9 protein-coding genes are annotated in these 12,195 nt (G+C 40.5%); 6 read left to right on the top strand and 3 right to left on the bottom strand.

Annotation, left to right across the window (positions count from 1 at the left end; all coding sequences use genetic code 11):
• The first annotated feature begins 131 nt into the window (after window positions 1–131).
• On the top strand, window positions 132–917 hold the full coding sequence (locus tag EJ103_RS13225) for a hypothetical protein (protein ID WP_241232272.1): 786 nt from the start codon (window positions 132–134) through the stop codon (window positions 915–917).
• Window positions 918–942: 25 nt separating this feature from the next.
• Here EJ103_RS13225 and EJ103_RS13220 read toward each other — a convergent pair whose 3' ends face one another.
• Complete coding sequence (locus tag EJ103_RS13220) at window positions 943–2,529, bottom strand: diguanylate cyclase (protein WP_241232271.1); 1,587 nt, start codon at window positions 2,527–2,529, stop codon at window positions 943–945.
• 294 nt (window positions 2,530–2,823) lie between these two features.
• On the opposite strand from EJ103_RS13220, the gene EJ103_RS13215 reads away from it, so the two are divergent.
• A complete protein-coding gene (locus tag EJ103_RS13215) occupies window positions 2,824–3,282 on the top strand; it encodes a DoxX family protein (protein WP_126008063.1) in 459 nt (152 codons plus the stop codon).
• A gap of 74 nt (window positions 3,283–3,356) precedes the next feature.
• Here EJ103_RS13215 and EJ103_RS13210 read toward each other — a convergent pair whose 3' ends face one another.
• Entirely contained in the window at window positions 3,357–6,455 is a 3,099-nt protein-coding gene (locus EJ103_RS13210) for a beta-galactosidase (protein ID WP_126008061.1), read from the bottom strand.
• 112 nt (window positions 6,456–6,567) lie between these two features.
• Between EJ103_RS13210 and EJ103_RS13205 the strand changes: the two genes are divergently transcribed.
• A complete protein-coding gene (locus tag EJ103_RS13205; protein WP_126008059.1) occupies window positions 6,568–7,395 on the top strand; it encodes an AraC family transcriptional regulator in 828 nt (275 codons plus the stop codon).
• Between the two features lie 5 nt (window positions 7,396–7,400).
• Here the strand turns inward: EJ103_RS13205 and EJ103_RS13200 are convergent, their stop codons facing one another.
• Window positions 7,401–8,636, bottom strand: a complete 1,236-nt coding sequence (locus EJ103_RS13200; RefSeq protein ID WP_126008057.1) for a TMEM143 family protein — start codon at window positions 8,634–8,636, stop codon at window positions 7,401–7,403.
• Between the two features lie 188 nt (window positions 8,637–8,824).
• On the opposite strand from EJ103_RS13200, the gene EJ103_RS13195 reads away from it, so the two are divergent.
• From EJ103_RS13195 to EJ103_RS13185, 3 genes are all read left to right on the top strand, one after another.
• Entirely contained in the window at window positions 8,825–9,409 is a 585-nt protein-coding gene (locus EJ103_RS13195) for a VTT domain-containing protein (RefSeq protein WP_126008055.1), read from the top strand.
• Window positions 9,410–9,641: 232 nt separating this feature from the next.
• Window positions 9,642–10,547 carry a GGDEF domain-containing protein gene (locus tag EJ103_RS13190; RefSeq protein WP_126008054.1) on the top strand — a complete coding sequence of 302 codons (906 nt, stop codon included), beginning with the start codon at window positions 9,642–9,644 and terminating at the stop codon, window positions 10,545–10,547.
• Between the two features lie 159 nt (window positions 10,548–10,706).
• On the top strand, window positions 10,707–12,068 hold the full coding sequence (locus tag EJ103_RS13185; protein ID WP_121637898.1) for a DUF4397 domain-containing protein: 1,362 nt from the start codon (window positions 10,707–10,709) through the stop codon (window positions 12,066–12,068).
• Window positions 12,069–12,195: the final 127 nt, after the last annotated feature.

The raw sequence follows: 12,195 nt of genomic DNA, 5'->3' as shown, positions 1-12,195 counted from the left end.
CCACTTTTGTAGTGGCCTTTTTTGTACCTATGGATGAAAATAATTACACCGTATGAGTGATATTTATTCACTCTACAGTACGGAATTTTAAACGTAGACTAACGCGCAACTCTCTTTCTTTATAGTTATTTATGTTGCTGTTAAAACTCACCATTGCGCCATTACTTTTATTATTTATTCACTTTGCTCAAAAACGCTTTGGCAGTTTTGTGAGCGGTATTATTCCGGGCTTGCCTATTACATCGGGCCCTATTTCGTATTTTATTGCGCTTGAGCAAGGTAAGTTATTTGCCAGTAACTCGGCTGTGGCGTCGTTGTATGGCATGAGCGGTATAGGCTTATTTTGTTTTTGTTATGCTGCCATGCTTGCAAAATATGGGGTAGTTAAAGCGCTGTTTGCTGCATTAACACTATGGTGCGCTTTTAGTGCATTTACCTTGTTATTGCCGGTGAATATTGCCTTTGCTTCGGTGCTCTCGCTTAGTACTTTATTGGTGCTTGCGCTGGCATCTAGTAAGTTAAAATTTGCGCCCGATGCCAAACCTTTTACCGCTGCGTGGGAGCTGCCGCTAAAAATGTTATTGGTCAGCTGCTTTATTATGTTAGTTACGTTTATATCGGCAAAAATAGGGTCAATGTGGAGCGGGTTACTTTCTACTTTTCCGGTAATTTTGGCGGTTATGGGCAGTATTGCGCATGCAAGTGATAAAAAATACTCGGCGTATACGGTGCTTAACGGCGGCATTATTGGTTCGTTAGGGGGCTGTGTGTTTTTTGCTGTGATTGCACTCGCGCTTAAGTTTGAATTTGTGATTTGGCAGGTATATGCAGCGGCTGCAGTGTGCTCAACTTTATTTACCATTATTATGAGCCACTATGTAAACCGTAAACAATTTGCCAAGCCGGCTACGGTTTAATAGCAATAAGCAGTATTGCCTAAATTTAGCCATCTACTAACGTGAGCGGCTTAACCTTTCGTTGTATTTTTTCGTGGTACATGGCGGTGTCGCCCGCTTTTAAAATTTCATCAATGGAGTGGGGCGGTTCACTAAATACGGTAGTACCCATACTTGCTTTAATGGCTATAGGGTCGTTGCTGTGATTTATTGTGAGCCTATTTAAGGCGGTTTTTAAATGATGAGTTTTAGGATTTACCTGCGCATTAGTATAAAAATGTGCAAGCACTACAAATTCATCACCGCCTAAGCGCCCTACAGCATCGCTGCTGCGAACACTGCTTTTTAAGCAACGGGCAACGTTGCATAAAGCGTCATCGCCTACAGCATGCCCATAGCTGTCGTTTATTTGTTTAAAGTCGTCTAAATCTATATACATCAAACATAATACGCCGCCTTTTTTGGCGTGCATATTGATAAGCGCGGTTGATTTTTTAGCCCAGCCCCTGCGGTTTAAAATACCACAAAGGGGGTCGTAGTCGGCTTCGGTTTCGGCGCGCTTTTGTGCAATTCGCATTCGGCTTATACGCCTTGAAACCGCAACAGCTAATAAAAATGATTCAACCGCAAACGCTAACACAAACCCATAACGCTGCATAAACGGGCTTTGGTTAATAAGCAGCACCCTAAAAATCATACTTACTAATACAAAGCTAAGCGCTACAAATACGAGTGTTGCCTCGCGTACACCTTTGAGGGCTTGCATGGCTGCTAAAGTAAAAATAACAGCCACAATAAACAGCGAAGAATAAGCCATAATATGCCCTGCTATTGTCCAAAATAACAGGTCGGTAACGAGCATTTTAAGTACCGCGCATAGCATTACAGTACAGGCCAATGTTTTGAGCAGCTTAGTTAATTTAGGCCAGCGTTTATTAGTCTCTAGTAACGCAAGCATAAACCACGTGGCACTTAGTACGGTTAAGCCAATGCTAAGTAGGTATAAGTTAAAAATAACGCCAGAGACATGCTGCGTTACAAATAAATACAGTTGCCCTTCTTGGAGTAAAATAAAGCTGCCAATACAAAAAATGTAAATGCTGTAGAGCTTAAATACACTTTCGTTAAGTCTATGCCCCATTATTAATACATAAAAAATAAGCGTAATGCACAACCCATAAAATGAGCCCATAATCAGCGAATGTTGCTGCGCTTTTTTAAAATAAATGTGAGTTGGCTGCCATTTAAACCGCGGTGTGTAATTAAGCTTTGATTCTAATGTTATTGTGGCTGTAAAAGCCCCCGAGTCCATTAAGTAGGCTACTTGCCCTGCTTTTAAGGGCGCTTTTACAGTGTTGTTTTGCTGCCAAGTAAAGCTATCTAACCCTGGGCGTAAAAAGCTTAGTACGCCACCGTTTTTAACAGAGCAACTGATTTGGTATTGATTAACACCGCGTTGAGCAGTGAGTTCAGAAGGAGTATTTACCTTTAGCACAGAGGCAGGCGTGGGTGAGTTTAAGTGCTTTATTTTACATGTATCGGCAGCATGAGAATCAAAAGTAATAAATAACGCGAGCAAAGTAATGAAAACAAAAAAGAGCGCCCCCTTATTTTTAGGTGGGAAAAACGTCAATCTATTACCTTTATAGCTCATAAGCGGGTCCAATTTTTACTACTTTTTTTATACTAGCAGAGCCGGGCTATTTAGCTATTAGTTTACTGTTTAATAACGCTTAAAAGTGCGCTATTAAACTAGCTCCTGAGGTGTTTATGCCCGCTAAGTACAAAATAGGCGCAACTTAGTTAAGCAATTAAAAACACCATGTTGATAATTTGGCAATAATATTCGTATTAATTGTTTTAAATGATGATAGTAAACTGTACTCATTGGTTACTAGCCTTATTAACAATAAAACAGGATCACACTATGAAATACTTACACTCATTATTAAGCTCTAACGCAGGCATGGCAGCACTTATTTTACGTGTACCCGTTGGTTTAATTTTAGCAGCGCACGGTGCACAAAAATTATTTGCTTGGTTTGGTGGCTACGGCCTTGAAGGCACAGGACAGTGGATGACAAGCATTGGCCTTGAGCCTGGCTATTGGCTTGCAATGATGGCTGGCAGCGCTGAATTTTTTGGCGGCATTGCTTTAGCCATTGGTTTATTAACGCGCCCAGCAGCTGTAGTTACGGCGTTTACTATGCTTATTGCGATATTTAGTGTGCACATTAGTCATGGTTTATTTGTAGCAAACAACGGCTATGAGTTCGCACTTACCTTGTTAGTTGCAACGGCTGCACTGGCTATACAAGGGGCAGGTAGCTTATCGGTTGATAACGTAATTGCTAAAAAGTTAGCGAATAAATCGCTGCCTCAGTAGTAATAAATAACAATTCAGTGTTAAAAAAATAGCGGCTAAATTAGCCGCTATTTTTGTATGGATTAAGCGCTGTTTTATTTAGCACTAAATTTTAAAGAGTAGTTGTATTGCTTCTGCTCTAGTAAATACTCTTTATGGGTACTTGGGCTCCACGAGTCATCGCCGCCAACCCCCATATGTTGATGGTCAATATGTACATGTAAGCAATCATCATCGACTAGCTCATTGGTGTGCTTTGCTTGCGTTAACATGCTTTGTGAGTACTCGCTGGCGGAAAATAAAAACGCACCAGTTATGTTTAGGTTATTAATGCAAAGTAATTGGCAATCACTACGTACGCCATTATCGGTTGGGAATATATACGGGGTATGTAGCTCATTATATTGTGCGCTGTAATACCCTAAGCGCGCAGCCGCTTTGCGATCTGGATAGTTTTCAAATGGGCCTAAACCAAGCCAATTTACTTGTGTATCGCTTGGTTTATTAAGCGTTGTGCTTAACCCTATGCGTGGCATGGGCGGGAGAGTATCGTTTAGTTGTACATCAACATTTAAGTTAATTTCACCTGTATTATTAAGTGTATAAAGCCATGTTGTTTTTGCTTGTACTGCGCCATTAAATTCATAACTAAATACACAGGTAATACGTATATCTACGGTTGATTGCACTACTTCAAACGAGCGACATGTACGCTGCCACTGCCCAATACCCGCTCTTAACCAGCGTGCTTCCCATGCGTTAGGGTCTAGGTTGTCTACTTCGCTTACGCCTATGTCGTTATCAAGCGGGGCGCGGTAAAAATTATCAACCAATGGGCTTTTAATAACTTGGGTTTGATTGTGTAACCATTGCTCAATAAGGCCTGATTGGCTATTAAACACAAGTTTAAAGGTATCGCCTTCAATATTTAGCTGTGTGTTGGTTTCGCTAATATTTAGTGCGCCGTGCGTTGAGGCGTTTGCTAAAGCAGGCGAAAATGTATCAGCGCTTAAACTTTGGCTATTTATAAGCTTAAATTGCTCGGTGTTTAATACATGTTCGGCACTTGCAAAGCTTGAGTCGTTAATCAGTGCAACATCTAAATTAAGGTGATATTGCGCACCTGCTTTAAACACCGTTTTTGTATTAATAGTTAGCGTTTGCGTACTTTGCGGAGCAATATTAATAACTTGCTCGCCTTGCTCTACACATTGGCCATTTTCTATTAACTGCCAAATAAGTTTTTCGTTATCGGTTGCTCTAAATACATAATCACTAAATATATCAACGGTGTATTGGTTTTGAGTTTGCTCTCGCAGCGTAAATTGTAAATGTTGTTGGCTGTATTTAGCTTCAAACAGGCTTGGGTGCGGTGTACGGTCTGGGAATAATAAGCCGTTAATACAAAATTGGCGGTCATTTAGTTCATCACCAAAGTCGCCACCGTAAGCCCAGTAATGCTTACCGTTTTTATCTGTTTTAGATAAACCTTGGTCTACCCAATCCCAAATAAAGCCACCTTGCAAACGCGGGTATTCTCTAAATGCTTGCCAGTAATCGTCAAAGCTACCTAGGCTGTTACCCATTGCATGGGCGTACTCACATAAAATAAGTGGGCGCGTTTCACCCGGTAGGCTTAACCATTTTTTAATAGAGTATTTAGGTACGGCGTCGTCGGCAACATGGGTATCTACACGGGCGTACATAGGGCAAATAATATCGGTTGCTGTGGTATTTGCGCCGCCACCTTCGTATTGCACGGGGCGCGATGGATCAAAGCTTTTTGACCAGCCGTACATCGCATCGTGGTTGGCACCGTGCCCGCACTCATTTCCCAATGACCAAATAATAATAGAGGGATGGTTTTTATCGCGCTCAACCATTTGCGTATAGCGCGACATAAATGCGCCAGCCCACTGCGGATCGCTGGCAAGCCTACCCATAGGAAACATACCGTGAGTTTCTATATTGGCTTCGTCTACTACGTATAAACCTAGCTCGTCACATAGCTCGTAAAAACGAGGGTGGTTAGGGTAGTGAGCGGTACGTACAGCATTAAAGTTATTTTGCTTCATCAGCTTAATATCTTCAATCATGTCGATGGTACTCACCGTGTGGCCGTTTTCTGGGTGATGCTCGTGGCGATTTACACCGCGAATAAGCAGCGGCTTGCCGTTTAAGCAAAGCTGCCCGTTAAGCATTTCTACTTTTCTAAAGCCAATGTTATAGGCTTCTACGTCTACTGTATTGCCTTGCTCATCTAACAGGCTTACAACACAGCGGTATAAGGTCGGGGTTTCGGCGGTCCATTTTTTAGGGTTTTGTATATCAATTGTTTGAAATACGACATCGCACCAGCCGCCTTTTTCATCAACACGTTTATTGTTAGTGCTTTGTATTTGTGGCTCACACAGTACCTGTTCACCATCAAAAACCTGTACTGCGACTTGGTAGTTATTTGGTGCATCTATTGCGGTTTTTATATGCAAAGTGGCATCGCGATAGCAGGCGTCTAAATCTGGGGTTATAAATACATCGCGTATTTGGTGCTGCGGTTTAGTAAGTAAATTAACATCGCGAAATATGCCACTTAGCCACCACATGTCTTGATCTTCTAAGTAACTGCCATCGCTCCAGCGAATAACCATAACCGCAATGCGATTGGTGCCAGCGACTAACAGCTCGCTTAAATCAAATTCGCTGGGTAAGCGGCTATCTTGTGAATAACCCACCCATTGCCCGTTACACCAAAGGTGAAACGCCGAGTTAACGCCTTCAAAAATAATATGATTACGCTGCGCTAATTGATCCGCCGTAATAGTAAATTCAGTGCGGTAACAGCCTGTAGGGTTATCGCTTGGTACAAATGGCGGGTTTACTGCAAAGGGGTATTTAACATTACAATAAATAGGTTTATCAAAGCCGTGTAGTTGCCAGTTAGAAGGCACTGGAATACTTTGCCAGTCGCTGGCGAGTGTTTCACTTAGCAATGACTCATCAACCGCTTCGGGCTTATCAAATAATTTAAAATCCCACTGGCCGTTTAAACTTTGTTTTTGTGATTGCGTGTTTGTACGGGCATGGTCAACGCTTTTAAAGCCATTAAGTGGGCTGTGCGCTTTTACTTGATTAACTTGCACCGAAATTGGGTTTTCCCAATCGCGGCGGTTAATTATGTGCTGTAGTGAGTTCATTCGTGTCCTATTGCATGTGTGGCAATTATAGTGGCTTAAATATAGCTAAAATAATGCCTTGAGGTTATGCTTAAAGCTCTCTTTTATTTATTCAAAACTATCATTTTAAATTATGCGCAACACCATTGTAGATGTACTCGATATTGGCCCAGAGTGTACAGAGCGGTTTATTGATTTAGCCACGCTTTCGCAAATGCCAAACCTTGAAATAGAGCTGGCTGGTTGCTCAAATTTATTGGGTAATTATTGTGTTGCACGTACTAACCCGCTTGAACACACTCTTTTTTATACTTTGACTGGCCAGGGCACGCTAAAAACCATTAATAACCAATATGTACTTGCCGAAAATAGCTTAGCTATATTGCCAGCACGGCAAAGTTTTGAGGTAGAAATAGCGAGCGAAAAATGGGATGTTATTTGGCTAAACCTTGCAAACACTAAACGTTGGCAACATTTAAATTTAGCGCACGCTAAAGTATTAACTAATCAGCAGTTAGCGCCATTACATTTAGCGATGGAGCTTTTATACAGCGAGGCAAACGCTACTTTGCGCGAAGGCGTAATGCCTATTTTAAGTCACTATTTAAACACTACGCTTCAAAGTGAGCCGCAAATAGGCGGGCAAAACAGATTAACCAGCTTGTTTTTAGAAGTAGAAGAGCGCCTGCAGTTTGATTGGACAATAGAGGCTATGTGCGAACAAGTACATTACTCAGCACCGCATTTACACAGGTTATGCCAGGCACAATTTGGTAAAAGCCCAATGCAGCAGCTTATTTATTTACGTATTAAACGGGCTAAAAACTTACTACTAAATACCCGCTGGCCGGTTGCCCATATTGCCGCTTACGTGGGGTACCCTAATATATTTAATTTTTCAAAACGGTTTAAAAAATCAGTGGGCGTGTCACCCACTGAGTTTAGAAAAAAGTTGTTTTAAACATTTTAATTATACTGAAACAGATTATCCCAGCGCTCATCCAAAATAGTTTTTGCATGATCTAAATTTATTGCACTATACAAATTGTTAGTGCAGGTTACTAAACGCATCCGGGTGAGCTTTTCAAGTGCATCGCTAATTTCAAAGTCGAGTTCGCATTTATACTTTGTTTTAAACCACGCCTCTATTTGCTCATCAAGCATTTGTGCGCTTAAGCCACTTTCTGATTTTAATAAAAATGTATAGGCAAGCAGGGCTTCTTTTATGTCTTCTTCTTCGGCGGCGTCTATAAGGGTGTGAAAAACACCGGCGTTGTTATCTAGGTTTTTAAAGTAGAGGTTATCGCTTAGCGCTTTCATAAATTTAATTTTACGGTTTTTAAATTTACTCCACTCTTTAAAAATAAAGCTGCCAAAAACCCCCATCCCAATAGCAAAGGTAATAAAGTGTTGTTGGGTCATTTCTACGGCCTCACTTCTAAAGCCACCCCAAAAAGCAAACAAAGCAAATAACAATAAAATAGATGCGCCAAGCTTAGTGATTAATACCACGGCACCGCCTACTAAAGCCGATGAGCCAATAATCACTTTATCAATAGGGCGCATACGTACTTCGCTATTTGGAAATAGCATTTCAAGGTCGGCTTTTGGTACATTTTGAAACAGCTTAACTATGGTAGAGCTTGGCTCAAATCCTAAAGGCGTTTTATTTTTAGCCTCAAAGTAGGCTTTATCTTTAAAGCGAATAAACACCGCAACGCGGTCGTAATTGGTAAAGTGCAGCGGCTTTTTACGAAGGCCCCAAAAGCTGGTTATGGTTTCAGTGAGCTGTGATTCGCCACGGCGATAAAAAACCACTTCTTCAAAGTCCTCAAACTCTACCTCAAGGCGCACTTTAAATAGTGACTCTTCGTTGAGTGCATCTTGTAGGTCTTGATGGGTGATCACTTCAAAGTTAGCTGCATTAAGTACCTTAGCAAAATCTTTAGCAAATTCGCGTTGGCACTGCGCTTTTTGATCAGCTGATACTGGCGCTAAAGATCGCGTATCGCTATTGGGATCAAAGGGCGCGTAGTTATTTTTGAGCGACTCAAGTGTTGAATGGTAATCGTAATGGATAAGGCTTGCTAATAAATCGCAAAATTGTTTAAACGATGTTTGCTCTGAGTTGTTTGTGAGCTCAGCGCTGCACATATCAACAATATCTTGTTTTCTAAAGGGGATAAAACGTGCACTTTGCATAAATTTTAACTGCTTTGGTGGGTATTTAACTGCATTGGCACATAATAAAATATTCTTATAAATATTGCTAATTTGTTAACAGTTATATGGGGTTAAATCTTTAACTGTTTTCAGCGTGTATTAACGTAAATATGTAAGAATTAACCCATTGAGCAACGGCTTATCATCACAAGCAAAAAAGGATTTACATGGCTATTCAAAAAAAACTAAAAGAAAAAACACGGCACTTTATAGATTCTAAACATATGCTAACAGGTATTACCGTAGCGTCGTTTTTAGAATCTACGATAGTCCCTATTCCGCTTGAAGCAGTGCTTGTGCCTCTTATGCAAGCGCGTCGTGAGAAGCTGTGGTTAATAGCGCTTATGGCTACAGTTGGGTGCGTGATTGGTGCTTTATTCGGTTATGCGCTGGGTTATTACCTATTTGACGCTATAGGTGACTGGGTTATTGAAATGTTTTCAAGCCAAGAGCAATTTGAAAATGTTAAGCAGCAAATGCAAAATCAAGGGTTTTGGTTTGTAATGACGCTGGGCATTGTGCCCATTCCGTTTCAAATTGCGATGCTTGCCGCTGGGGCTACAAAATACTCTATTGGTTTGTTTTTATTAGCCTCTGGTATTGCTCGTTCAATTCGCTATTTTGGATTAGCAATAGTGGTGTATTACGCAGGTAATAAAGCTGAACAAATAATCAGTAAACATAAAACTAAAGCGATGATTGCTATTACTATTTTAGTATTAGCTTTATGGGGCTTTAGCACCTTAATATAGTTTTATACTTGGTTGGTATAGGTAAGTAAGCTGCTCAGCGAGACTGAAACTGTGTGGGCACATAATGCAAATATGGGTTTTTAGCTTTGCGTTGTATTTGAGCCTGTATTGCTCAAGCTTTTGTATACAAGGTGGTGAAATAACCCAGCAAGTATAGGGTAAGGTAACCTTTTATAACGGTTTTTTCTGGTGTGCTATAGTTTGTTAATAACGCACTAAAAAGCGCCACCCTATGATTGAAACTGTAAAACTTACCGTTAGGCTGTCTAACTTTTATAAAATGAGTTGGATAAACAAGGCGGTAAGTATAGCGTTACTGCTCTACATTATTGTTTTCTCACTTTATGCTTTAAATACTTTCCCCCCTTTAGATGTGCAAAATAACGTGTACGGTTTTACTACCGACTTTTGCAACCTTGTTGTGCTTATATTTTTATTTTGGATAGTGCAGTGCTCTGAGCTTTCAAAACAAGCGTATGTGTTTTCTACATTGGGTTTATTGTTATGGAGTATGGGCACAACGGCCGATGTAATAGATGAATTAGTTGTGCAGCCCTATTGGATGAGTGTTTATTTTGAAGACTTATGCAGAACCATGGGAATGCTTTTTACCGCCTATGGCTTATTTAAAACCATGCGCTTTGTGCAAAGTATTCATAACCGTTTAGCGCGCGAACTAATTACTGATGACTTAACACAAGTACATAATAGGCGTTATTTTTATCGGCATGTTAAAACCGCCTCCGCCACGCCTTATGTGATTTTAATTGTTGATATTGATCATTTTAAGGCAATTAATGATGAGTTTGGACACGACGAAGGTGACTTAGTGCTCCAGCAGCTAGCCACTAAATACAATCATGTATTTGCTAATAACGCTAAATTTGCGCGCCTCGGTGGTGAGGAATTTGGTGGCTATTTACCCACCAGCAATATAAGCCAAGCGGCTGAGTTTTGTCAGCAATTAATCAGCATCGCCCACAGTGTTAATGTTAAGCAGGCTAAGCACCTTACAGTAAGTATAGGCATGGCCCTGCAAACCCCCAACGAGCCCCTCGATAAAGTAATGAAACGCGCAGATATGGCGTTGTATCTTGCTAAAAATAATGGCCGAGACAGATTTGAAATAGCCCCGTAAATCTTTTTTTTGTAAAAATACGTCCTTATTATTTGCACATTTAATACACTTTTTTACGTTTTCGTAAAGAACTGTCAGCAAGGGTAATACTTTGTAAACTATGAAATTAAAATGCAGCAAAGAAGTCATAATAGTGATTTTAATAATAAGGAAACTTTAATGACCAACTCTCTGTTGAAAGCTGCTTTACCTCTAAGTTTAATGTCTATTCTAGTTGGTTGTGGCGGCAGCGACGGCTCAAGTGATACAGGCTACGTACAATTATATAATGGCTCTTATAACAGCCCATATACGCGTTTATTTGTAGACGAAACTGAGCGCTCAGGCACTGATTTTGCTGATGTAACCACGCGTCATAATTACAGCACCGGCACTTACGATTTAAGCTTTGAATACTTAGATGCAAACGACAGCTACATTACAATTAGCGAACAAGAAGTATCAATCAAAGGTGACAAAACCGAACTAATTGTAATGAGCGGTAACTTTGACGAACCTACGTTCACAGAGCTAAGTGTGCCCATTTCAAGTGATACAGATGAGTTTAACTTAGGTTTTTACAATATCACCAGTGAAGACACTAGCTACGATATTTACCTAGCAACCGATGATGGCGTATTTGAAAGTGCTGAACTATTTACATCAACACAGTATTTGAGTGAGCTAGATTTACAAACCCTTGATGAGGGTTACTACACAATTTATATCACTGAGGCAGGTAGCACTGATGTAGTGTATGAGTCGGAGTCGGTTTATTTTTACGATGAAGAAAGCTACGTAGCCATGATCCGCCCAAGCTATGCAACAGAAGAAAACGGTATCACGCTCGATATTGTGACTGACAATAACTATGTTACAGCACTAAAGCACCAATCAGCGTTAGGCCAATTGCGCTTTATAAATACCGTTGATGATTACTCGCCAGTTAGCTTTAGCACGACCCGTGGTACCACAGTTAACGATACCAATACGGTAGCAAGCGATACCTACACCGATTACATTGAGCTTTCGCCAAATAGTTACAGCGTTGCAATGTACGACGAAGAGGGCACTAAGCTTGCCGATAACTTTTTAATGACCCTAGAGCGCGAGCAAAGTGCGGTAGGCGTTTTTTACAACGATGTCGATAATGGTTTACGCATGATGAGTGTTGAGGAAAACCTAACACCTAGCAGCTACAGCCATACTATTTCGGTTGTTAACCTAATTGAAAGCTACGCAGGGCAAACAGTAAGCGAAGTTGACGTGTACTTTACCTTAAATGGTGAAACTGTTGATGACGCCACCAATGTAATTGATGGCTTAGATAGATACGATCAAGAAGAAATTGATGTAGATGATGAAGCTTACACTGTGTATGCCGTATACGAAGATAACGGCCAACAAATAGTGTTAATTCAACAAAGCGATATAGATTTTACCGAAGAAGGTAACTATATCTTAATTTTAGAGCACGATGAGACAACCAGTTCAGGCTTTAAAATGAGTGTAACGCGCACAATTACAGACAGCGTAGAATAAGTAACATGTAACACGTTCTAGAAAGTAAAAGCCCTAAGCTTTATTGTTTGGGGCTTTTTTTTTCCTAGCTGTAAAGTGATTTTGTTTTCATTAAATAAACCCATATATAAGCAGATTGCTATAACTT

It is taken from the genome of Pseudoalteromonas sp. Xi13, assembly GCF_003952205.1.
Taxonomy (GTDB): domain Bacteria; phylum Pseudomonadota; class Gammaproteobacteria; order Enterobacterales; family Alteromonadaceae; genus Pseudoalteromonas; species Pseudoalteromonas atlantica.
The sequence above is the reverse complement of the archived record's forward strand: the minus strand, read 5'-3'. Positions and strand labels throughout refer to the sequence as shown.

Excerpts from the sequence above, each read along its gene's own strand:
- EJ103_RS13210 (WP_126008061.1), bottom strand. The coding sequence starts at position 6,455 with ATGAACTCACTACAGCACATAATTAACCGCCGCGATTGGGAAAACCCA.
- EJ103_RS13190 (WP_126008054.1), top strand. The coding sequence starts at position 9,642 with ATGATTGAAACTGTAAAACTTACCGTTAGGCTGTCTAACTTTTATAAA.
- EJ103_RS13225 (WP_241232272.1), top strand. The coding sequence starts at position 132 with ATGTTGCTGTTAAAACTCACCATTGCGCCATTACTTTTATTATTTATT.
- EJ103_RS13185 (WP_121637898.1), top strand. The coding sequence starts at position 10,707 with ATGACCAACTCTCTGTTGAAAGCTGCTTTACCTCTAAGTTTAATGTCT.
- EJ103_RS13195 (WP_126008055.1), top strand. The coding sequence starts at position 8,825 with ATGGCTATTCAAAAAAAACTAAAAGAAAAAACACGGCACTTTATAGAT.
- EJ103_RS13200 (WP_126008057.1), bottom strand. The coding sequence starts at position 8,636 with ATGCAAAGTGCACGTTTTATCCCCTTTAGAAAACAAGATATTGTTGAT.
- EJ103_RS13215 (WP_126008063.1), top strand. The coding sequence starts at position 2,824 with ATGAAATACTTACACTCATTATTAAGCTCTAACGCAGGCATGGCAGCA.
- EJ103_RS13205 (WP_126008059.1), top strand. The coding sequence starts at position 6,568 with ATGCGCAACACCATTGTAGATGTACTCGATATTGGCCCAGAGTGTACA.